Source organism: Salinivibrio sp. AR647 (assembly GCF_001995415.1).
Classification (GTDB): Bacteria; Pseudomonadota; Gammaproteobacteria; order Enterobacterales; family Vibrionaceae; genus Salinivibrio; species Salinivibrio costicola.
The window spans coordinates 105,229-128,412 of record NZ_MUFE01000003.1; the positions used below are offsets into that span (position 1 = coordinate 105,229).

Consider the following 23,184-nt stretch of genomic DNA (forward strand, 5'->3'; position numbering starts at 1 on the left):
CACAGGAAGGATCGACGATGAAAGCCAATGCCCTGACGCAAGAAATGCAAGCCATGGCGGTAGCCGCGAAAAATGTGTCTCAGCCTGCCACGGGACAGCAAGTTAGCCAAGAGTTTGGCGATATGCTCTCCAGTGCCATTAATCATGTCAATGGACTGCAAAAAACATCCGGTGAACTCGCTACTCGGTTTGATGAAGGCGATCGTAATGTGAGCTTATCGGATGTCATGATCGCTCGGAACAAATCCAGTGTGGCCTTTGACGCAACAGTGCAAACGCGCAACAAACTGGTTGAAGCGTATAAAGAATTAATGAACATGCCTGTTTAATGTAGGAATTAATCAGTGGCTGAAGAGAATCAAAATACCGATCTCGCGGTGTCAGATGGTGCAGCAGCATTACCATCGACCGATGCAACGCTAGACGCGGAGCAAAGCGCGCAAGATCCGGATGCACTCGAACAATCGGCGTCGTCAAATTCGATATTTGGCGATCTCGACATGGTGCGTCAACTGATCTTGGTGCTCGCGGTCGCGATCTGCGTGGCCCTGATCATGATGCTTTTTTTCTGGGTACAAGAGCCAGAGATGCGGCCACTGGGTACGTACGAAACGGAAGAGCTTATTCCGGTTCTCGATCACCTGGATCAAAGCAAAGTCGATTATCAACTCGATGGAAACACCATCCGCGTTCCCTCTAGCGATTACTCGTCCATTCGTCTTGGGCTCACCCGAGCGGGCTTAAATACAGCCACGGCAGAGGGCGACGATATTTTGCTCAATGATATGGGCTTTGGTGTATCGCAAAAGCTTGAAACAGAACGCTTAAAACTGAGTCGTGAACGTCAACTGGCGGCAGCGATCGAAGAAGTGCGTCAAGTGCGAAACGCGAGAGTACTGTTGGCGCTGCCCAAACAGAGTGTTTTTGTGCGTCACAACCAAGAAGCGTCCGCAACGGTCTTTTTGACTCTTGGCGGGCGTAATACCCTAGGCCAGGAAGAAGTCGACTCGATTGTTGATATGGTGGCCTCCGCAGTGCCTTCTCTGAAACCCACGCGCGTAACCGTCACTGATCAGCATGGACGTTTGCTCAACTCAGGCAGTGAAGATCCAGCGTCGGCGGCGCGGCGAAAAGAGTACGAATTAGAACGTAAACAAGAGCGCCAGTTACGGGAAAAAATTGATTCCATTCTCATCCCTGTTTTGGGCTTAGGGAATTATACCTCTCAAGTCGATGTTGCCCTGGATTTTAGCTCGTTGGAAGAAACGCAACGGCAATATAACCCCAATACGCCAGCGACGCGCAGTGAATACACACGTGAAGATTATAACGGCTCCGACCGTGTGGCTGGTATCCCTGGGGCATTAAGCAATCAACCACCAGCGGACGCCTCTATTCCAGAGGATGTGCGAGATTTAAAAAATGGCGCAGGCGGAAATGGTTCGGTCAGTCGAGAAGCGACGCGTAATTTTGAATTAGATACGACAATTCGTCATCGGCGCGCGCAATCAGGCGTGATCGACCGCCAAACTGTTTCAGTGGCGGTGAATTTTAAGCAAAGTGTCGATCCGGACACCGGTGATGTGGTTAAAGAGCCTTTAACGGATGATGAACTGGCAAAAATCCGCCGCTTATTAATGGGCGGGGTAGGATTTAGTGAGCAGCGCGGTGATGTGCTTGAAGTGATCGCCGTACCATTTGTTGAACCTGAGCAAGCTGCCGAACAAGATGTTGCTATCTGGGATCATCCAAACTTTAATGATTGGGTACGCTGGTTGGCGGCTGCTTTAGTCATTATCGTGATTATTGTGGTGTTGGTTCGCCCAGCGATGAAAAAGCTGTTGTACCCCAATATCGACGAAGATGGCAATACTGTCGGGCCTAATGGCGAAATCTTGGGTCCGGATGGCCTACCCATTACCCCAGATGGCGATGACGTTGGTTTGATTGGTTCAGAGCTCGATGGCTCGAGTAATTTTGCCATGTCAGCGTCAGATGTTGAGCTGCCAAACTTACATAAAGACGAAGACTTGCTAAAAGCGGTCCGAGCGCTGGTCGCCAATGAGCCAGACTTGGCCGCACAAGCGGTAAAAAACTGGGTGACCGAAGATGGCAAATGAAGTCGCAAACACGGGTGAAGAGCAAGCCGGCTCAAGTTTCGATATCAGCTCTTTAAGTGGGATTGAGAAAGCCGCCATCTTACTGTTAAGTTTAAGTGAGCAAGATGCAGCAAGCATCATTCGACACCTCGAACCTAAACAAGTGCAGCGAGTCGGTTCGGCGATGACATCAATGACCGATCTTAACTCGGACAAGGTCGCGGCGGTGCATCGTGCGTTTTTGGAAGAAATCCAAAAATACACATCGATTGGGATGGGAAGCGAAGACTTCGTGCGTAACGCACTGGTGGCGGCGCTGGGTGAAGACAAAGCTAATAACTTGGTTGACCAAATCTTGCTTGGCAGTGGCTCCAAAGGCTTAGACTCACTCAAATGGATGGATCCGCGTCAAGTCGCCAGCATCATCATCAACGAGCACCCGCAGATTCAAACTATCGTGCTGTCATACTTAGATCCTGAACATTCAGCAGAAATTCTCTCCCAGTTTGTTGAGCGTGACCGGCTCGATCTGATGATGCGGATCGCCAACTTAGAAGAAGTCCAGCCAGCGGCATTACACGAACTAAACGAAATCATGGAGAAGCAGTTTGCTGGCCAAGCGGGTGCTCAAGCCGCCAAAATTGGTGGCTTAAAAGCGGCTGCCGAAATCATGAACTACATGGACAACAGTGTAGAAGGTGTCTTAATGGACTCCATTCGTGATCAGGACGAAGAGATGGCATCACAAATCCAAGACTTGATGTTTGTCTTTGACAACTTAATTGATGTGGATGACCGCGGTATACAGACCCTATTGCGCGATGTGCCGCAAGAAGTGCTGCAAAAAGCACTTAAGGGAGCGGAAGATAATTTACGCGAGAAAATCTATCGCAACATGTCTAAACGTGCGGCCGAAATGCTGCAAGATGATATCGAAGCCATGGGGCCAATTCGTGTCTCCGATGTTGAAGGGGCACAAAAAGAAATCCTTTCCGTTGCGCGTCGCCTTGCCGATGCCGGTGAGCTGATGCTCACTGGTGGCGGCGGTGATGAGTTTGTATAAGTTGCTTTTCTTTCGCGTAGAGGTTGTCGATGAGTTTAGATAAACGCCGTGGCTATATTCGTGCCAACGAAGCTGACGCCGAAACGATCGATCGTTGGACACTGCCGCCTTATGGCGATCGAGATAATCTGCCCAAAGATACTGCGCTCAATTATGATCCGAGCTGGGAGCCAGAAGCGGATACTGACGTTGAAGAAAGTGAGCCGGCCCCAGAGCCATTAACGGCCGATGCCCTAGAAGCGATTCGGCAACAAGGTTATGACGAAGGCTATGAAGAAGGCAAACAACTCGGGCATCAAGAAGGGCTAGAGGGTGGCCTAGAAGAAGGGCACGAAAAAGGGTTCGAAGAAGGCAAAAAGGCAGGGTATGAGCAGGGTGTTGAAGAGGGAAAAGCATTAATTGAGACGCGCTGTCAGCATCTTGACACCATTCTTAATCAGCTCAGTCATCCATTGGAGAAGCTTGATATAGACGTCGAACAGCAGCTTTTGGTAATGGTCCAAGCATTGACTAAGTCGCTGACCGGCGTGGAGTTAGAAACCAATCCGCAGGTCATTTTACAGACATTACGCGCATCGATAGCTGCACTCCCCGTGGCGGATCATCCCGTCACAGCCGCGTTACATCCTGATGATTATGCCGTGGTCACCGAAGCCTACGACGACGCCATGTTAGCCTCACGGGATTGGACGTTACAATCAGAGCCCGCGTTAGCGCGTGGTGATGTACATGTGAAATCGAAAGATTCTGTGGTTGATTATCAATACAGTGAACGGGTGGACGCGTTGCTCCGCGAGTTTCAAGGGAAAAACCAGTCACGGCAATCAGTGCCATCCCAGTCTTCCACGTCTGGCGCTGACGATCCCAGTGTTAATACGTCCAATACTAAAGCCGATACGCTCAAGTCGTCGGCGCAACCGTCGTCAGACGCAGCGACACAAGCGCAAGCGCAAGCAAAACCTCATGCTTCATCCTCCTCATCCAGCGATGATGACGGCGTGTCGTCATGAGTCAGCTGGCTGAGCGCTTAAAGCGGTGTCAATTAGATAACCTTGCGCCAAAACCCGTGGCATCCGGCAAATTGGTACGAATGGTCGGCTTAACCCTCGAAGCGATCGGCTGCCGGGCGCCTATCGGTTCTGTTTGTGCGGTCGAGACCTTAAATGGCACCATCGAAGCGGAAGTGGTGGGGTTTGCCGGAGAGTTGTTGTACTTGATGCCAAACGAACAAGTCTCTGGGGTACTCCCGGGCGCACGCGTGACGCCTTTATCTGAACGTAGCCAACTTTCCGTAGGCATGGAGCTGCTTGGCCGTGTTATCGACGGTATGGGAAACCCACTGGATGGCAAAGGGGATATCTACACTGATAAGCAGGCCAGTTTAGAAGGTACTCCCATCAACCCATTAGCGAGACAGCCAATTAGAGAACCCCTCGATGTGGGGATTAAAGCGATTAACGGTCTGCTTACTGTCGGTAAAGGGCAGCGAATTGGGTTGTTTGCCGGCTCTGGTGTGGGTAAATCCGTAACGCTTGGGATGATGACACGTGGCACCACCGCACAAGTTGTGGTTGTGGGGCTGATTGGCGAACGTGGCCGAGAAGTAAAAGAATTTATCGATGATATCTTAGGGGAGGAGGGCCGGGCCCGTTCCGTCGTTATCGCCGCCCCTGCTGATTCATCGCCGCTTGTGCGCTTAAAAGGCTGCCAAACGGCACTGACGATCGCTGAGTATTTTCGCGATCTTGGGTTGGATGTGCTTTTGCTGATGGACTCATTAACACGTTTTGCTCAGGCACAACGTGAGATCGCATTATCCGTGGGTGAACCTCCTGCGACCAAAGGCTACCCACCCTCGGTATTTGCCCGTTTACCCTCATTAGTCGAGCGTGCAGGAAATGGTGCTGTCGGGCAGGGCTCGATCACGGCATTTTTTACTGTATTGACCGAAGGTGATGACTTACAAGATCCAATTGCCGACGCTGCACGTGCCATTCTTGATGGTCACATCGTGTTATCTCGCGAATTGGCGGATGGCGGGCATTATCCGGCGATTGATGTCGAACGGTCGGTAAGCCGTGTGATGCCGAATATTACCAGTGACGAGCAAATCTTGATGTCGAAAGCGGTGCGGCAAGTGTTGTCCGTTTGCCGCAAAAACCAAGACTTGGTCTCAATTGGCGCGTACAAGCCAGGCAGTGATGCAGCCGTTGACCAAGCCTTTCACCTGAAGCCAAAACTGGATAATTATTTGCAACAAGGGATGAAAGAGGTGGTCCCTTTCGATATGTGCGTCAATATGTTGCGCTCAACCTTGCAAGGATAATTTATGGCTGATCATGCACTGCATTTATTGTTAGAAAAGGCCCAAGAAGATGAAAAGCAGGCGCAACTTAGCGTCAGTGAAGCCCAGCAAGCATTAGATGGCTATTATCACCAGCTCGAGCAAATTGAGCAGTATCGTCTGGAATATTGCCGACAAATGTCAGACCGGGGTCAGTCAGGGCTCTCTGCCAGCGCTTTTGGCCACCTTAATAAATTTATCGTCCAGCTTGATGAAACCTTGGCAAAGCAACGAGGTGCTGAGCATCAGTTTAAGGATCATTTAGAACAGTGCCGTCAAGCATGGCAACAAACACGCCAACACCGGCAGTCTCTCGAGTGGTTAATCGAAAAGCGAGCGCGAGAAGAAGCGGAACGTGCTCATTATCAAGAACAGCGTCAAATGGATGAAATGGCAGCAATTATTGCACGCCGACGTCCCTCTCCCTTTTCCTAAGAATAAAATGGCGCGATAATTGCTTTATCATTACCGACATGCCAGCACATTGAGGCTCGGTTTAAAGGATAACCATAAGGTAATGACGAGAAACTTATGACGCAGTCTACGCTGACGCTTTCCAATCTCTCACCTAAAACCCCTCTCGCGACCAGTGACGGTGCGACAGGCGAGGTAAAAGGTGATAAAAATACCGGCTTTTTAGCGGCGTTGCGCCAGTCCATTGATGGCAAGGGTGAGCAAGGCGACATACCGATTAAACTGACCCAAGATGGCAAGACTTTACTGGTTGATGGTCAGGCAATTGATGCCGAGGCGATGCTTGCTGATGGCATGTTTAGCGAAGCGGAAATGGCCGAAATTGCCGATATGACAGCCATGGAAGAGAGCCAAGCACTGCTGATGCGACTGAATCAAGCGGCAGCCATGCTTAATGGCAAATCTTTGCCTACTGCCGACGCTGATCCCTTATCTGCCAGTGCGGATGCGTTATCAGCACAGACGCTAAACGTGACGCAATCTGATGACGATGAAAGTGTGCAGATAGACGGTGATAACACAGAAGGGGTGATCGACAGACAAGCGTTATTGACTGAGCTGGCCAAAAACTTGCCGGAGGGTGTGTCACCCGAAAAAGTACTCGATCAGTTATCGCCGGATCAGTTGGCGGCGTTGGCAAGTCAAGTAAGAGCGACGCAATCACTTGACGCTGAGAGTGCTGCACATCGCAAAGATAACGCGCTTGAATCGGATGGAAGCGCGATAAAATGGTCAACTGCCAAAGCGCAACAAGAGACAGATAATCCAGCATCTCTAAGCAAAGAGAAGGAAACGCTGGCGAAAGAAGGCCAGCTGAAAGAGGGCGTCACAAAAGAAGGCGCGACACTATTAAAGAGTAGCGAGCTGACCGATAAACCGCGCCATGATGCAAAATCAGCAACGACCCCCAATGCCAATCCAGCGTCGTTATTATCAGGAAAAATGGGCCAGTCGGATGACCTCAGCAAAGCCGCATTAAAAGCGATGGCAGAGCAAGCGGGTCAAGCGGACAGCGCATTGACAAGTGGCAGTGCTTCTAGCGCAGCAGAGGGAGCCACACGCCCTGAAAACTTAGCGCAACAATTGGCCAGTGGTTTAGGGTTGTCGTCGGCCCAGTCCGCCACGGCACGACAAGATATGCAAGCAGCGCAGAGTGCACAGGCGCCCCTCCCGCTCGGACAAACGCCCACAGAAGCTGGTACTGCCTTGACGGAGCGTATTAACATCATGCTGTCAAAAAACCTCAAGCAGGTTGATATTCGGCTTGATCCTCCTGAGCTAGGGCGAATGCAAATTAAGTTGGGAATGAACAACGATCAAGCGACGGTTCACATTACAGTCGCCAACCAGCAAGCGCGAGACGCGGTTGAACAAGCAATGCCGCGGCTTCGTGATATGCTACAGCAACAAGGCTTACAGTTGGCTCAAGGATCCGTTCAGCAGCAAGACAGTGGCGCGCAGCAAATGGCTTCAGGACAACAAAATCATGCTGGGGCAGGGGCGTCAGGCGGCTCACCTCTTGGATTAACGACCGGTGAGGACAATGATGACGCGATGTTAGCAGGGCACGCGTTAAACGTTTCACACAATGATCGCGCTGTCGATTACTATGCTTGATAAAAACAACGCTGGATCAAAACAACGCTGGATCAAAACTGCGTTTAATCCAGAACGTTGCTAGAGCAACACGCATCAATAATGAGGAGCATGAATAGCCATGGCAAATGACAACGCAACCTCGGAACAAGGCGGGGGCAAGAAAAAGCTCATCATTATCATTGTTGCTGCTGTGGTGTTATTGGCGGCCGTAGGCGGTGGGGCTTTTTTCTTTTTATCGGGTGACGATAAAAGCCAAGACGATATTGTCTTGGAGGAAGAAAATAACACGCTTCCGGCCATTTATGTCACTCTACCTCAGCCGTTTGTCTTTAACGTGACCGGTGATGAACAACAGCGGCTGGTGCAAGTGAATGCACAATTATTGGTGCGTGGTAGCGAGAGAGAAGCGCTAGCGAAGGAAAATTTGCCGCTGGTAGAACACGCGTTACTCAATACCTTTGGTGCTGCCACAGTTGAGCAACTGCGGACCCCTCAAGGTCAGCTAGAAGTCCGACGCCAATCCGCCGAGAATGTGCGCGCGGCTTTAATTAAAGTAACGGGTGAGCCGGTGGTAGAGCGGGTTCTCTTCACTGGGTTTGTGATGCAATAGGTGATGACGTGACTGACTTACTCAGCCAAGACGAGATTGACGCGCTCCTTCACGGCGTTGACGACGTCGATGACGACGATAATGAGCCCGAGGTTGGAGAAGATGGGACGGTCTCCTTCGACTTCTCGTCACAAGATAGAATTGTGCGCGGGCGCATGCCGACGCTCGAGCTTATCAATGAGCGTTTTGCGCGTCACATGCGTATCAGCTTGTTCAATATGCTGCGGAAAACCGCCGAAGTTTCGATAAACGGCGTGCAGATGATGAAGTTTGGCGAGTACCAAAACACGTTATACGTTCCGACCAGTTTAAACATGGTACGGTTTCGTCCACTAAAAGGGACGAGCTTAATCACCATGGAGGCCCGACTGGTCTTTATTTTGGTTGAAAACTTCTTTGGTGGCGATGGCCGATTTCATGCCCGGATCGAAGGGCGCGAATTTACCCCAACCGAACGACGCGTCATACAGATGCTGCTGAAGCTGATGTTTGAGGATTATAAAGACGCGTGGGCCCCTGTTATGGAAGTGGCCTTTGAGTATCTTGATTCGGAAGTCAACCCAGCGATGGCAAACATTGTCAGTCCATCGGAAGTGATTGTGGTCAGTTCATTCCACATCGAACTGGATGGCGGGGGCGGTGACATTCATATGGTCATGCCTTATTCGATGCTGGAGCCAATCCGCGAGCTCCTCGACGCCGGGGTACAAAGTGACAAGATGGATACCGACGTGCGCTGGAGTAAAGCGCTACGTGATGAAATCTTGGACGTAAATGTGGAACTCAGTGCAAAACTACTCGATGTGACCTTATCGTTGCGCGATTTGATGGAGTTACAAAAAGGGGATGTGATCCCAGTTGATATGCCAGATGCGTGTACGGTTTTTGTGGAAGATTTGCCAACCTATCGAGCGAAAATGGGCCAGTCTAACGATAAACTGGCACTGAAAATTGTTGAAAAACTAAAACGACCTGATATGGCGAAGTCTGATATTTCGCTATTACAGGATAAACCTGAGCTACTCGATGATCTCGAGGAAGATTTACCGATTGATGATAAACAAGGTAAAACTCAGTGAATAAGACCAGTAAACAGGGGTAAGACGTCATGGATCAAAATGATGTAGATGATGATTGGGCTGCTGCCCTGGCTGAGCAGTCTGATTCGGAAGGATCAGACGACGTACAAGCGGCACCATTGGATGAGCTCACTGACGACAGTGAGAAGCAACTGGGCGCGGATGAACAACGTAAGCTCGATGCGATTCTCGATATTCCGGTGACCATTTCGATGGAAGTGGGACACACCCAGATTAATATTCGGAATCTTCTCCAGCTTAACCAAGGCTCGGTGGTTGAACTCGACCGTCTTGCAGGTGAATCGCTCGATGTTCTGGTGAACGGTACCTTGATCGCCCACGGTGAAGTGGTGGTGGTTAACGATAAATTTGGTATTCGTCTTACCGATGTCATCAGTCAAACTGAGCGAATTAAGAAGCTACGATAAGATGATCGTGAACCGACGCGTTTGGGCAATATTGTTGGTGCCGATGCCCGCTTGGGCAGCGGCGCCAGACGTAAGCATAGTGACAATGCTGTTGTCTCTCGGGCTGGTGTTGGCATTAATCTTTGGCTTAGCGTGGCTACTACGTCGGCTTAAGCTCCCTGGCTTGGCGCAGCAAAGCAATGGGATCAAAATTGTCAGTCAATTAGCTATTGGCCAAAAAGAGCGGATATTAGTTGTGGACGTACATGGAGAGCAACTTGTCATCGGTGTCACAGCTTCTCAGGTGCAGCTATTAAAAGCGCTAGATAATCCGGTGCCCACAACAGCGCCGACTTCGCCAGACTCTCACTCTCGCTTTGCAAATCAGCTTAGCCAACTATTGAATCGAAAATGACGATACGCACGCTATTGGCAGTCTGGGTTTTGGTGGTGGCCACTTTGATGACACCGTTTGCTTTCGCCGAGCAAGAAGCCACGCCCGCCCAGGAAAGCATCACAACCGAGTCACTGAATGATAGCGGTGAAGCGGTTCGCCTGGAAACGCAGCGCAATACCGGAGGCGGGATCCCTGCGGTGACCATGCGAGTCAATCCGGATGGTAGCGAAGACTACTCCGTGACCTTACAAATTTTAGCGCTGATGACCGCGTTGGGGTTTTTGCCAGCGGTCGTCATTTTAATGACGTCATTTACCCGCATTGTGGTGGTGATGGCGATCCTTCGCCAAGCGATGGGATTACAGCAAACGCCGTCCAATCAAGTCATTATTGGCATCGCCATGTTTTTGACCTTGTTCATCATGTCGCCGGTGATCGATAAAATGAATACAGAGGCGGTACAGCCGTATATCAATGAGCAGATGACAGCGCGTGAGGCCTTCACTCGGGTGCAAGTGCCACTACGAGAGTTTATGCTTAGGCAAACCCGTGTCAAAGATTTGGAAACCTTTGTCAATATGTCGGGCGCTCAAGTTGACGAGCCAGAGCAGGTGCCAATGACCGTACTGATCCCCGCATTTGTGACATCAGAACTGAAAACTGCGTTCCAAATTGGATTCATGCTGTTCTTACCGTTTTTGGTGATTGACTTGGTGGTAGCGTCGGTATTGATGGCGATGGGTATGATGATGTTGTCGCCCATGATAGTGTCATTACCGTTTAAATTAATGCTCTTCGTGTTGGTTGATGGGTGGAATTTGATCCTTTCTACCCTCGCCGCCAGTTTTGGCTAAAGGAGGCAGCAATGGCCCCGGAAGCGTTTGTTGAACTGTTCCAGGATGCGCTTTACCTGGTACTACTGTTAGTGTCTGCGATTGTCGTGCCGGGTTTGTTAGTCGGTTTGATCGTCGCTGTATTCCAAGCGGCAACCTCGATCAACGAGCAGACACTCAGTTTTCTTCCCCGTTTAATTGCGACGTTTATTGCGCTGATGTTTTTTGGTCATTGGATGACACGGATGTTGATGGAATATTTTTATCGTTTGATTGATCACATCCCAACCATTCTGTACTGACGGAAAGGCATATGGAATATCCGGCCTCGGTGATTTTATCTTGGATGGCTAACTACTTTTGGCCGTTTACACGCATCTCATCGATGATGATGGCGATGACGTTTTTTGGTGCCCGTTTCGTGCCTACCCGGATCCGTTTATACCTTTCTCTTGCGATTACCTTTGCGGTCATGCCTGCACTTCCTGCGGTGCCAGAGGACATCGAGTTAGTGTCATTTGCCGGATTTATGGTGCTCGCGCAGCAAGTCGTGATTGGCGTTGCGATGGGGCTAGTCACGCAGTTCATTACCCAAACCTTCGTCATCCTCGGCCAGATCTTGGGGATGCAATCAAGTTTGGGTTTTGCGTCAATGGTGGATCCAGCCAACGGTCAAAACACGCCACTATTGGGTCAGTTTTATCTCTTCTTGGCCGTTATGTTATTTCTTTCCACCGATGGCCACTTGAAAATGCTTAACCTAGTGGTAATGAGCTTTGAGACGCTCCCCATTGGCGAGATGATAGGGGCCGCAGATTATCGCAGCCTCGCATCATGGTTTGGGATCATGTTCGAGGTCGCATTGAGTATGTCGCTGGCGGGTGTCATTGCTTTGTTGGTGGTCAATTTGTCTTTTGGTGTGATGACCCGAGCGGCGCCACAACTTAATATTTTTTCACTTGGCTTTGCATTTGCATTGTTGATGGGGTTGTTGATCAGTTGGTACTTACTGTCCGGTATGTTGACGCACTACAACAACCATTGGCAAACCGGGCTCAATCAAATTTGCTCCCTTATCCGGCTGAATTGCGAGTTTAACTAATGGCAGAGAGTGACGGTCAGGAAAGAACAGAAGACGCCACACCCCGAAGGCAGGAGCAGGCGCGGGAAAAGGGCCAAGTACCGCGTTCAAGAGAACTAGCGTCAGTGGCTGTTCTGGTGGTGGGTGCCGTCAGTTTAATGTGGTTTGGACAAGCGTTGGGCGAAGCGTTAATGGCGCTGATGACGCGCTTGTTTTCACTTTCGCGTGCTGAAATCTTCGATAGCTCAGAGCTGATGCTGGTGGTCGTTGGTGAGCTACTGCATCTAATATTGCCCTTAGGCTTGATCCTCGTGGTGTTATTTATCTCCGGCCTCGTCGGCGCAGCAGGTTTGGGAGGTGTCAGCTTCTCTTGGGAAGCAGCGCGACCCAAATTATCAAAAATGAGCCCGATTTCTGGCTTCAAGCGTATGTTTGGTACCCAAGGGCTCGTCGAGCTATTGAAGTCAGTGTTGAAAGTCTTACTCGTCGCCGGCGTTGCGACCTATTTGGTCTATATCAACTTAGAAGAGTTTTTTGAGCTGACGATCGACACCTTTCCCAGCAATCTTTTTCACGCGTTAAATATTTTGTTGGACTTTGTGTTGTTGGTCTGTTGTTCACTGCTGGTGGTGGTGGTGATTGATGTGCCATTCCAAATTTGGCAACACAATGAGCAGCTGAAAATGACTAAACAAGAGGTCAAAGACGAGCACAAAGAGACCGAAGGTAGCCCTGAAGTTAAAGGGCGTATTCGCATGCTGCAACGGGAAATGGCGCAACGCCGGATGATGGCCGATGTGCCTCAAGCTGATGTTGTGGTCACTAACCCTGAGCACTATTCGGTGGCGTTACGCTACAACAGCGACATGGACAGTGCACCGGTTGTGATAGCTAAAGGCTCTGATTTTACCGCACTGAAGATTCGTGAAATTGCAGCAGAATATGATGTTGCTATTGTACCTGCACCACCGCTGGCACGCGCGCTGTATTTCAGTACCGAGCTAGAGCAGCAGATCCCAGACGGTTTGTTTACTGCCGTTGCTCAGGTGTTAGCGTATGTCTTCCAGCTCAAGCAATACAAAAAAGGTCGAGGCCGGCGGCCCACGCGCCCAGATGATACCTACTTACCCATCCCTACCGATTTGAAACACGATTAACCATGGTGTCATCGTACGCGTGAACGAAGTCCCGCTATCGGGTTGCTTGTCGGTGTTTTTTGGCTGGTAGACGCGCCAAAAAGCTGACACATTATCCGCTTTTTCTGGCGTAAAAATTGCTTGCCTTGCACTCTCGTTTTATTTCCGCGTGGCAACTGGCCCACGTTCACCAATCATGGACTTAAACGCCTGACATGTTAAAAGCCAAGTGGCGATTGCCATTTTCTGACAAGGTACCTTACCACCGCTTGGGTGCGATGCCGGCGATCGGCGCACCGGTACTGGTATTGGCCACCTTAGCGATGGTGGTGCTGCCTGTACCGCCGATGCTGCTCGACTTAATGTTTTCTTTCAACATTGCCTTGTCGTTGATTGTATTGCTGGTCACCATTTATACCCGCCGCCCTCTTGAATTTGCTGCCTTCCCCGCGGTGTTGTTAATTGCAACCTTGATGAGACTAGCACTTAATGTTGCCTCTACCCGGGTGGTTTTGCTTTATGGTCACGAGGGCCCCGATGCAGCCGGTCAGGTTATTGGTGCATTTGGGTCAGTCGTGATTGGTGGCAACTACGCTGTCGGTTTGGTCGTCTTCCTGATTTTGATGATCATTAACTTTATGGTTGTCACCAAAGGCGCAGGCCGGATTTCCGAGGTCACGGCGCGTTTTACCTTGGATGCGTTGCCCGGTAAGCAAATGGCCATTGATGCCGACTTGAACGCAGGGTTAATCGATCAAGAGCAAGCGCGTGCTCGGCGCCAAGAAGTGACGCAAGAGGCTGACTTCTATGGCTCGATGGATGGTGCGTCCAAATTTGTTAAAGGCGATGCGATTGCCGGGATCTTGATTCTTTTCATCAACATCGTTGGTGGGCTGTCTATCGGTATGGGCCAACATGATTTAGGATTTTCAGACGCGATAGAAGTGTATACCTTGCTCACCATTGGTGACGGTCTTGTCGCGCAAATCCCTTCATTGCTGTTATCCATTGGTGCCGCCATTATGGTGACGCGTCAAAATACCGATGAGGATATGGGACAGCAGGTGGTGTTCCAGCTGTTTGATAATCCACGTGCCCTCATGATTGCCACCGGTATTCTGACGATCATGGGCGTGGTGCCTGGTATGCCACACCTGCCTTTTCTATTTTTGGCGTTGGCTTGCGGTGGGCTGGCATATTGGAAATACCAGCAGTATCAAAAAGCACAACAAGCGCCAGAGCAGTCTGATGTCCCTGATGCAGCCCCTCCGGCACCAAAAGAACTGTCCTGGGATGATGTTCAACCGGTTGATGTCATTGGCCTCGAAGTGGGCTATCGGCTCATCGCTATGGTCGACCGAGACCAAGGCGGCGAATTGTTAGATCGAGTGAAAGGGGTGCGTAAAAAACTCTCGCAAGACTTTGGCTTTTTAATCCCGCCCGTACACATTCGCGATAACCTAGAGTTACCACCGCATAACTACCGCATTACGTTAATGGGCGTCGCGGTCGGTGAAGCAGAGGTACACCCCCAACATGAATTAGCAATTAATCCAGGCCAAGTGTTCGGACCCATTGACGGTGAACCGACTCAAGACCCGGCGTTTGGCTTAGAGGCCGTCTGGATAGAGCCGAGCCAGCGCGAGCACGCGCAAGCCTTAGGCTACACAGTGGTTGATTCAGCAACGGTACTGGCGACACACCTAAGCCAAATGCTCACCAATAATGCCGAGCGACTACTCGGCCATGAAGAAGCGCAGAACTTGATAGATATGCTGGGTAAACAAGTTCCTCGTTTGGTGGAAGGGCTTATTCCCGATCAGATCCCACTGAGCGTGTTAGTCAAAGTGCTCCAGAACTTGCTCAGTGAAGCGATTCCTATCCGTGATATCCGCACCATTGTGCAGACCATGGCGGAGTACACGGGAAAGAGTCAAGATCCCGACATCCTAACGGCAGCAGTGCGGATTGCTCTGCGTCGCTTGATTGTCCAAGAAATCAATGGCAGCGCGCCTGAGCTACCGGTTATCACCCTTGTTCCTGAACTGGAACAGATGTTGCATAAAACAATGCAGGCGTCCGGTGGGGAGTCAACAGGCATAGAACCTGGTCTTGCTGAGCGGTTACAGTCTTCACTGGCTGAAGCAACTCAGCAGCAAGAACTACAAGGTGAGCCTGCGGTATTGCTGACATCGGGTGTGTTGAGAGCCACGCTCGCAAAATTTGTCAAGAATACGATTCCGACGTTACGTGTGTTGTCTTACCAGGAAGTACCGGACGAAAAACAAATTCGTATCGTTAATGCGGTTGGCAACAATTAACCTCGTTTATGAGTAGGGCCGTGCTTTGAAAATAAAACGTTTTTTTGCAAAAGATATGAGAGCTGCGCTGAGCCAAGTGAAAGAAGAGCTGGGCGCGGATGCCGTTATCATGTCTAACAAAAAAGTGACAGGTGGCGTAGAGATTGTCGCGGCTGTGGATGCAGACACTGAGCCGATGACGGATAAGCCTGCTCCTAAGGCGCAGCAGCAGTCGGCAAACGCCTATTCACAGGCACATCGGCAATTGGCTGATGATCAAGTTCAATTGCGCCAGCGTCAGCAAAGCCACGCGCGTCAAAATGGGCAAAGCAAGCGACCGCCTCGCTTTTCTGCGATGCTTGATGAGTATCGGGAACAATCACAGCCAACTGAACCCGAAACCGAAGCTGACTCGCTCACTGCCTTGCTACAGCGTCAGCAAAAGCAATCAGGTCACGGTTCGCGCTCCCAACCTCCAACTGACGCGCGTCAGTCGGCACTGGGTCGTGGCTATGAGCCTCGTCGCCAGTTAAAGAGCAATGGTCGCTCAGGTTGGCAAGATGCATCACCAGCGCCCCGTTCATCGCCCGCTAAACCGCAGCTCGATCCGTCCCGGTTTGAAGGACGGCAATCGCAAGCCTCGGATAAAGAAATTGATGCCATGCGTCAAGAAATGGCCTCGATTCGAAGCTTACTTGAACACCAGTTATCGGGGTTGATGTGGCAAGAGGTGGAACGTCGAGAGCCATTAAGAGCGATGCTAATCAAACGCTTAGAGCGGATGGGGCTATCCTCTGAACTGGCCGATCAACTGGCGTGTTATATCCCAGAAGAAACGCCGCCGAATGAGGCGTGGCAAGCGCTGTTAGATTTGGTGGCTGATCAAGTGATTACGGTTGATGAGAACATGCTAGAAACCGGGGGCGTGATTGCCTTGCTTGGTCCTACAGGAGTGGGGAAAACGACCACCATTGCTAAGTTAGCTGCGCGCGCCGCGATGGAATTTGGCCCTGAGGATATTGCCTTAGTCACCACGGACACCTTCCGTATCGGTGCCCATGAGCAACTCGCCACGTATGGGCGAATCCTTGGCTGTCCCGTTAAAGTCGCTAAAGATGCGGATGAGCTTGCCGATATCCTCTATCAACTGCGTCATAGACGCTTGATATTGCTAGATACCGCTGGAATGGGACAGCGTGATCTTCGGTTGTCGGAGCAACTGGATACCCTGATGCAAAACAGTGGCTCACATATCCGTAGCTTGCTGGTGTTGCCTGCGACATCGCAGCGCCGTGTATTGCAAGAAACCATCGAACACTTTCGCCGTATCCCTTTATCGGGATGTGTACTGACCAAGCTAGATGAGTCGCTCAGCCTCGGTGAATTATTGTGTGTCACCATCGAAAATGCCTTGCCTGTGGCCTACTTGGCCGATGGGCAACGTGTGCCGGAAGATATCCGCCAAGCCACGGGACAATTTCTGGTGGTAAAAGCCAGTGAAATGTTGGAGTCAGGCACGGATCAGCACAATCACTTCTGGAGCAGCGATGTCCCAGAGTCGAATGGGGCGGACTTTTATGATTGAGACAACCATGCAAGATCAAGCAAGCGGCCTTCGCCGTTTAACCAATCCGTCACGTACCAAGGTTATTACCGTAACCGGGGGGAAAGGTGGCGTAGGAAAAACTAACGTTACGTTAGGGATGGCCGCGTCCATGGCTCGTCAGGGCAAAAAAGTGATGGTGCTTGACGCCGACCTTGGCCTCGCCAATGTAGACGTATTACTTGGATTGCGGGCGGGTAAAAACCTATCGCATGTTCTCCAAGGTGCCTGTGACCTCAAAGATATTATTCTGGAAGGGCCGCATGGTATGAAAATCGTCCCCGCTTCGTCTGGCCTTCAAGGCATGACAGAGCTGACACCCGCCCAACATGCTGGTTTAATTCGTGCTTTTGGTACACTCGAAGAAGAGGTTGATGTACTCTTAGTGGATACGGCGGCGGGTATTTCTGATATGGTATTGAGCTTCTCGCGCGCGGCACAAGATGTCGTCATTGTGGTCTGTGATGAGCCCACGTCGATTACTGATGCGTATGCGTTGATTAAACTATTAAGCCGAGAACACGGGGTGACGCGCTTCAAAGTTGTCGCAAATATGGTCAGAAGCTACCGTGAAGGGCGAGACTTGTTCACAAAATTAACGCGAGTCACTGAACGTTTTCTCAATGCTAATCTAGAATTAGTAGCATGTATTCCCGTGGACGAAAGGGTGAGGCAAGCCGTGAGAAAACAAAAAGTTGTCATTGACGCATTTCCTCGCTCCCCCGCATCATTAGCCATGAATGCGCTCGCAAATAAAGCGCTGACATGGCCGGTACCACGTAATCCGGGAGGCCATCTGGAGTTTTTCGTTGAGCGATTGCTGATCAAAAATGATGACGCAGGAGAGTTAGTTCGTGAATAAAGCGCTCACGTATAGCCGCGTAGGGGTAGATCGCCAAGCGGTACTTGAGCGTTATTCGAGTTTGGTTAAGCGCATCGCGCATCATTTGATGGGGCGCTTACCACCGAGCGTTCAAGTAGAAGATTTAATCCAAGCTGGCATGGTGGGTCTTCTTGAGGCGCAGCAAAATTATGACCCGTCAAAGGGCGCAAGTTTTGAAACTTATGCTGGTATTCGTATTCGCGGTGCTATGCTGGATGATATGCGCCGCGGTGATTGGGTTCCACGGTCTGTCCACAAGGCGAGTCGAACGATCAGTGATGGCATTGCATCGTTAGAGAAAACCTTAGGGCGAGACCCAACTGATGTGGAGGTGGCAGAAAAGCTCGATATGAGTTTGGATCAATACCATCAGGCGCTTAACGACGTAAGCTGTGGGCGTTTAATCGGTATGGATGATCTAGGTGTCTCTGAAGATGCATTCACAACGGAGAGTCACCGTAACGACAACACTCCCTTTCAGGGCGTTGCGGAAGATAGTTTCAAGGCCGCATTAGCGGGCGCGATCAAAAGTCTTCCTGAAAGAGAGGCACTGGTTCTATCTCTCTATTATGATGAGGAATTAAACCTTAAAGAGATAGGCGCTGTGATAGGGGTCAGCGAATCCCGGGTCTGTCAGATTCAAAGTCAGGCTACGCAACGTTTGAGAGCCAAGCTAACCGCTTGGCATAGTGAGTAACTGTTTCGACAATAAAACGAGACCTCACCGGAGGCAACCTTGGATAAAAACATGAAAATTCTCGTTGTTGATGATTTTTCAACAATGCGCCGTATCGTAAAGAATCTTCTTCGTGACTTGGGTTTCAACAATACCGTTGAAGCAGATGACGGCTTAACCGCGCTGCCAATCCTTAAAAAAGGCGGTATTGATTTTGTCGTGACCGATTGGAATATGCCGGGCATGCAAGGGATTGACCTGCTTAAAGAGATCCGCAAAGACGATGAACTTAAGCACCTTCCTATATTGATGATCACCGCCGAAGCGAAACGCGAGCAGATTGTAGAAGCCGCGCAAGCTGGCGTGAACGGTTATATTGTAAAACCTTTTACTGCCGCAACGTTGAAAGAGAAGCTCGATAAGATCTTCGAGCGCATGTAATCAGTAACGCGCACAGTTAAAAGGAACCGTCATGATCAACCTGGACCAAGCGAAACAATTGGTCGCGTATCTTGAGAGTGGAGAGCAAGATAACGCTAACACGCTTCTGACTGAGATAGCGAAAGAAGCACGTGACCCGCTGTTTAATGAAGTGGGTAAGTTGACCCGCCAATTACATGATTCTATTACTGACTTTCGCTTGGATCCCAGAGTAAGTGATTTGGCGAATGTCGATATACCTGATGCTCGCGATCGGCTTACGTATGTGATGCAGAAAACCGAATTAGCGGCAAACAAAACCATGGACGCGGTCGAGCGTACCATGCCGATTGCCAGTGATTTGCAAGACAATCTGCAAGCGGTACGGCCTAATTGGAACAGCTTGATGCGGGGCGACATTGCTTTGGATGAGTTTAAGCCATTGTGTCACAGCATTGAGGGTCTATTGACTCAGGTTGAGGGGGGGGCAACAGAACTGCATGCTCACCTTACTGAAATATTAATGGCACAAGATTTTCAGGACTTAACGGGGCAGGTAATTCGACGTGTTATTGAATTAGTGCAGGAAGTGGAACAGCAACTGGTTGAAATACTGACTGCGTTTGGCATGGATAGCGCTGCAATCGAAGCAGCATCGGCAACACAAGCAGATGATACCACCAGTAAATCAGCCCCTGAGGGTCCTGTGATTCATCCCGAAGAGCGTGATGACGTGGTTCACAACCAAGATGATGTTGACGACTTATTATCGAGTTTGGGTTTTTAGAGGTGCGCTATGAGCTTTGAGATGGATGAAGAAATCCTTCAGGACTTTTTGATTGAAGCGGGGGAAATCCTCGAACAAATGTCTGAGCAATTGGTCGATTTGGAGCGTGCCCCTGATGACGCAGACTTATTGAACAGTATCTTCCGAGGGTTCCATACCGTAAAAGGTGGGGCAGGCTTTCTTGGCCTCAATGCCTTAGTTGACACTTGCCATGGTGCCGAAAACGTTTTTGATAATTTGCGTAATCGTGGTCGTGAGTTGACGTCCGACGTGATGGACACCATTTTGCAGGCATTGGATACCGTTAATGACCAATTTTCTGCCGTGCAAAATCGTGAAGAGCCTGTTATCGCAGATCCCACACTGTTGGAAGCGCTTCACCGTTATGCCAAACCGGCAAGCGAAGACGAGGAAGTACCCGCAGAGCCAGAGCCAGAGCCAGAGCCGGAACCTGAGCCAGCACCGACTGCTGAACCAGAGCCGCAAAACGATGCGACACCGGCACAAGACGAAGGTGCGATAAGCGGTGATTCCGTCGATGAAATTACCGAAGATGAATTCGATAAATTGCTCGATCAGCTTCATGGCGAAGGCAAAGCACCGACATCTTCAAATGAATCATCGCCCGCTAAGCCAGAAGTGGTGGAAAGCACCGAAGCGGATAGCGGTGATATCACCGACGATGAATTCGAAAAGTTACTTGACGATCTGCATGGCTCTGGTAAAGGCCCAGCCGCACCGCAGCCAGGCGATGATGCAGCTAAAAACAGTGCTTCAGCACCGAGCCAACCCGCCTCATCGGGTGGTGATGATTTTATTGACGATGATGAATTCGAAAAGCTGCTAGATGATTTGCATGGTAGAGGTAAGGGGCCAGCGGCAGATGCTGAAAAAGCGAAAGCCGATGCAGATAAAGTCGACGCTAAGCCTGAGCCTAAACCGGATCCTGCGCCGGCTAAAAAAGCGAGCAAGCCAGAACCCGCCAAAGAAGCAGCACCTAAAAGTGCGGGGGCAGGAGCAAAAGCGCCTGCCGCTGTAGAGAAAGCACCTGAGAAAAAACCGCCTGCAGCACCACAGCAAGAGCAGACCGTTCGGGTGAATACCTCCACGCTCGACGGCATTATGAATATGGTCGGCGAGCTTGTGTTAGTGCGCAATCGACTCGTCAGCCTGGGTCAAAGCAGCAATGATGAGAGCATGGCCAAAGCGGTTACCAACTTGGATGTGGTCACGGCGGACCTGCAAGGCGCGGTGATGAAAACGCGGATGCAACCGATCAAAAAGGTCTTTGGTCGTTTCCCTCGTGTTGTCCGCGATCTTTCTCGCAGCTTGAAAAAAGAAATTGTCTTGGAAATGCAGGGCGAAGAGACCGATCTCGACAAAAACCTTGTCGAAGCCTTGGCGGATCCTATGGTCCACTTGGTGCGTAACTCGGTTGACCATGGCATTGAAATGCCTGATGAGCGTGAAAAAGCAGGCAAACCACGTGTGGGTACCATTACCTTAAAAGCCTCCCAGGAAGGGGATCATATCTTGCTGACCATCGCCGATGATGGTGGCGGTATGGATGCAGAAAAGCTGAAAAGCATCGCGGTTAACCGTGGGGTGATGGATGCTGAAGCCGCCGCTCGCTTGAGCAACAGTGAGGCATATAATCTTATTTTTGCCCCAGGCTTTTCGACCAAAACAGAAGTGTCCGACATTTCCGGCCGTGGGGTTGGGATGGATGTAGTTAAAACGGGCATCACTAAGCTGAATGGCTCGATCAATATCGACTCTGAGCTGGGCCGAGGCACAGTGCTGGAAATCAAGGTACCGCTCACCCTTGCGATTCTTCCAACCCTCATGGTTGGTGTGGGAGACAACCCGTTTGCTTTCCCACTGTCCAACGTGAGTGAGATCATCAGTTTAGATATGTCCCGAACTAACACGGTTGATGGTCAGCTCACGCTTATTGTTCGAGATAAAGCGATCCCGATTTTCTTCTTGCAAGATTGGTTGTGTAAACGTGCAACGGAGATTGATAAAACCAAAGGGCATGTGGTGATTGTACAAATTGCTCACCAACGTATTGCCTTTGTTGTAGATACCCTATTTGGGCAAGAGGAAGTGGTGATTAAACCGCTTGATGAATTGCTGCAAGGTACACCGGGTATGGCGGGTGCAACCATCACCAGTGATGGTCATATCGCCCTGATTCTGGATGTGCCCAACCTGTTGAAACATTACGCAGGTTAATGAGAGAAAAGGACGCCCATGGCAGTAAAAGTATTGGTGGTAGATGATTCAAGTTTCTTCCGTCGCCGCGTGAGTGAAATAATCAACGCTGATCCAAGAATGGAGGTGATTGATAGTGCGGTGAATGGCAAAGAAGCGGTTGAAAAAACCGCGCAACTTAAGCCAGACGTGATCACTATGGATGTCGAAATGCCGGTGTTAGACGGGATTTCAGCGGTGCGCCAAATCATGGCGCAAACGCCAACACCTATCTTGATGTTCTCATCGCTAACACACGATGGCGCAAAAGCGACGTTAGATGCACTCGAAGCAGGTGCACTCGATTTTCTTCCCAAAAAGTTTGAGGATATCGCGCGTAATCGAGATGAGGCAACGAACTTACTCCAGCAGCGCGTGCTTGAGATCGCGCGTAAGCGCCCGGTCATGCGTCGCGCTACACGTCCGTCACCTGCTTCCGGCTCTGAGCAAACCGTACCACCGACGGGTGGGGTGCGAGCGCCTGCACGTCCGGTGTCTAGACCCACCGCGGGTACGGCGTCTTCAGCAAAAGCGCCGGCAAAATTTGCCGCTTCGGGTAAGCGCTATCAATTAATGGCAATTGGTACCTCAACGGGGGGACCGGTTGCGCTACAAAAGGTACTGACTAAACTGCCAGCGAACTTTCCACTGCCCATTATCTTAATTCAGCATATGCCAGCGACATTTACCGCCGCATTTGCTCAGCGTTTAAATGGCCTGAGTAAGGTAACCGTGGCCGAGGCAAAAGATGGCGATATGCTCAAACCGGGTCATGCTTATCTTGCGCCTGGTGGCATGCAAATGATGGTAGATGGTCGGCCGGGTGCTGCACGTTTAAAAATTCTCGATGGCGGCGAGCGGATGAATTACAAACCCTGTGTGGATGTGACATTTGGCTCGGCGGCAAAAATCTATGGCGATAAAGTCCTATCTATGGTGCTAACAGGCATGGGAGCGGACGGTCGAGAAGGTGCACGCATGCTCAAAAATGCGGGATCGACGATCTGGGCGCAAGATGAAGACAGTTGTGTTGTTTATGGCATGCCGCAAGCGGTCGCCAAAGCGGGCATCTCATCGGAAGACTTGCCACTTGACCGGATTGCCGAGCGCATACTGGTTGAGTTGAATTTAAAATAA

General features: G+C 50.4%; 23 protein-coding genes. All 23 read left to right on the forward strand.

What is annotated here, in order from left to right:
- The first annotated feature begins 17 nt into the window (after positions 1 to 17).
- Positions 18 to 329 carry a flagellar hook-basal body complex protein FliE gene (fliE, locus tag BZG76_RS04450; protein WP_021023056.1) on the forward strand — a complete coding sequence of 104 codons (312 nt, stop codon included), beginning with the start codon at positions 18 to 20 and terminating at the stop codon, positions 327 to 329.
- A 15-nt stretch (positions 330 to 344) separates the two neighbouring features.
- Positions 345 to 2,120, forward strand: coding sequence for a flagellar basal-body MS-ring/collar protein FliF (gene fliF, locus BZG76_RS04455; RefSeq protein WP_077460305.1), 1,776 nt, complete (start codon positions 345 to 347; stop codon positions 2,118 to 2,120).
- The gene (gene fliG / locus BZG76_RS04460; RefSeq protein ID WP_021023058.1) at positions 2,110 to 3,162 is read left to right on the forward strand and encodes a flagellar motor switch protein FliG; all 1,053 of its coding nucleotides are present in this window, start codon (positions 2,110 to 2,112) and stop codon (positions 3,160 to 3,162) included. The genes fliF and fliG overlap by 11 nt, the downstream gene beginning before the upstream one ends.
- Before the next feature lie 29 nt (positions 3,163 to 3,191).
- Positions 3,192 to 4,172, forward strand: coding sequence for a flagellar assembly protein FliH (locus BZG76_RS04465; protein WP_077460306.1), 981 nt, complete (start codon positions 3,192 to 3,194; stop codon positions 4,170 to 4,172).
- Positions 4,169 to 5,488 carry a flagellar protein export ATPase FliI gene (fliI, locus tag BZG76_RS04470; protein WP_077460307.1) on the forward strand — a complete coding sequence of 440 codons (1,320 nt, stop codon included), beginning with the start codon at positions 4,169 to 4,171 and terminating at the stop codon, positions 5,486 to 5,488. The genes BZG76_RS04465 and fliI overlap by 4 nt, the downstream gene beginning before the upstream one ends.
- A 3-nt stretch (positions 5,489 to 5,491) precedes the next feature.
- Complete coding sequence (gene fliJ / locus BZG76_RS04475; protein WP_021023061.1) at positions 5,492 to 5,941, forward strand: flagellar export protein FliJ; 450 nt, start codon at positions 5,492 to 5,494, stop codon at positions 5,939 to 5,941.
- Between the two features lie 96 nt (positions 5,942 to 6,037).
- Positions 6,038 to 7,597, forward strand: coding sequence for a flagellar hook-length control protein FliK (locus BZG76_RS04480; protein WP_077460308.1), 1,560 nt, complete (start codon positions 6,038 to 6,040; stop codon positions 7,595 to 7,597).
- A gap of 100 nt (positions 7,598 to 7,697) precedes the next feature.
- Positions 7,698 to 8,189: a flagellar basal body-associated protein FliL gene (fliL, locus tag BZG76_RS04485; protein WP_021023063.1), complete on the forward strand. Its 492-nt coding sequence runs from the start codon at positions 7,698 to 7,700 to the stop codon at positions 8,187 to 8,189.
- Positions 8,190 to 8,197: 8 nt separating this feature from the next.
- Positions 8,198 to 9,268 carry a flagellar motor switch protein FliM gene (gene fliM, locus BZG76_RS04490; RefSeq protein ID WP_077460309.1) on the forward strand — a complete coding sequence of 357 codons (1,071 nt, stop codon included), beginning with the start codon at positions 8,198 to 8,200 and terminating at the stop codon, positions 9,266 to 9,268.
- Between the two features lie 29 nt (positions 9,269 to 9,297).
- Positions 9,298 to 9,696, forward strand: coding sequence for a flagellar motor switch protein FliN (gene fliN / locus BZG76_RS04495; protein ID WP_021023065.1), 399 nt, complete (start codon positions 9,298 to 9,300; stop codon positions 9,694 to 9,696).
- 7 nt (positions 9,697 to 9,703) lie between these two features.
- Positions 9,704 to 10,090, forward strand: a complete 387-nt coding sequence (fliO, locus tag BZG76_RS04500; RefSeq protein ID WP_158011316.1) for a flagellar biosynthetic protein FliO — start codon at positions 9,704 to 9,706, stop codon at positions 10,088 to 10,090.
- Entirely contained in the window at positions 10,087 to 10,926 is an 840-nt protein-coding gene (gene fliP / locus BZG76_RS04505) for a flagellar type III secretion system pore protein FliP (RefSeq protein WP_077460311.1), read from the forward strand. The genes fliO and fliP overlap by 4 nt, the downstream gene beginning before the upstream one ends.
- 11 nt (positions 10,927 to 10,937) lie before the next feature.
- Positions 10,938 to 11,207: a flagellar biosynthesis protein FliQ gene (gene fliQ, locus BZG76_RS04510; protein ID WP_021023068.1), complete on the forward strand. Its 270-nt coding sequence runs from the start codon at positions 10,938 to 10,940 to the stop codon at positions 11,205 to 11,207.
- Positions 11,208 to 11,218: 11 nt separating this feature from the next.
- On the forward strand, positions 11,219 to 12,007 hold the full coding sequence (gene fliR, locus BZG76_RS04515; protein ID WP_077460312.1) for a flagellar biosynthetic protein FliR: 789 nt from the start codon (positions 11,219 to 11,221) through the stop codon (positions 12,005 to 12,007).
- Entirely contained in the window at positions 12,007 to 13,143 is a 1,137-nt protein-coding gene (gene flhB, locus BZG76_RS04520; RefSeq protein WP_077460313.1) for a flagellar biosynthesis protein FlhB, read from the forward strand. Before fliR ends, flhB begins: the two co-directional genes overlap by 1 nt.
- 194 nt (positions 13,144 to 13,337) lie before the next feature.
- Complete coding sequence (gene flhA, locus BZG76_RS04525; RefSeq protein WP_021023071.1) at positions 13,338 to 15,443, forward strand: flagellar biosynthesis protein FlhA; 2,106 nt, start codon at positions 13,338 to 13,340, stop codon at positions 15,441 to 15,443.
- Positions 15,444 to 15,468: 25 nt separating this feature from the next.
- Positions 15,469 to 17,007 (forward strand): flagellar biosynthesis protein FlhF, encoded by a 1,539-nt coding sequence (flhF, locus tag BZG76_RS04530; RefSeq protein ID WP_077460314.1) that lies wholly within the window; start codon positions 15,469 to 15,471, stop codon positions 17,005 to 17,007.
- The gene (locus tag BZG76_RS04535; RefSeq protein WP_021023073.1) at positions 17,000 to 17,887 is read left to right on the forward strand and encodes a MinD/ParA family protein; all 888 of its coding nucleotides are present in this window, start codon (positions 17,000 to 17,002) and stop codon (positions 17,885 to 17,887) included. The genes flhF and BZG76_RS04535 overlap by 8 nt, the downstream gene beginning before the upstream one ends.
- Positions 17,880 to 18,605: an RNA polymerase sigma factor FliA gene (locus BZG76_RS04540; protein ID WP_021023074.1), complete on the forward strand. Its 726-nt coding sequence runs from the start codon at positions 17,880 to 17,882 to the stop codon at positions 18,603 to 18,605. Before BZG76_RS04535 ends, BZG76_RS04540 begins: the two co-directional genes overlap by 8 nt.
- 51 nt (positions 18,606 to 18,656) lie before the next feature.
- Positions 18,657 to 19,025, forward strand: a complete 369-nt coding sequence (gene cheY / locus BZG76_RS04545; RefSeq protein ID WP_037353866.1) for a chemotaxis response regulator CheY — start codon at positions 18,657 to 18,659, stop codon at positions 19,023 to 19,025.
- A gap of 31 nt (positions 19,026 to 19,056) precedes the next feature.
- Positions 19,057 to 19,791, forward strand: a complete 735-nt coding sequence (locus BZG76_RS04550; protein WP_021023076.1) for a protein phosphatase CheZ — start codon at positions 19,057 to 19,059, stop codon at positions 19,789 to 19,791.
- Between the two features lie 9 nt (positions 19,792 to 19,800).
- Positions 19,801 to 22,029 carry a chemotaxis protein CheA gene (locus tag BZG76_RS04555; RefSeq protein WP_077460315.1) on the forward strand — a complete coding sequence of 743 codons (2,229 nt, stop codon included), beginning with the start codon at positions 19,801 to 19,803 and terminating at the stop codon, positions 22,027 to 22,029.
- A gap of 18 nt (positions 22,030 to 22,047) precedes the next feature.
- Complete coding sequence (locus BZG76_RS04560) at positions 22,048 to 23,184, forward strand: protein-glutamate methylesterase/protein-glutamine glutaminase (RefSeq protein ID WP_021023078.1); 1,137 nt, start codon at positions 22,048 to 22,050, stop codon at positions 23,182 to 23,184.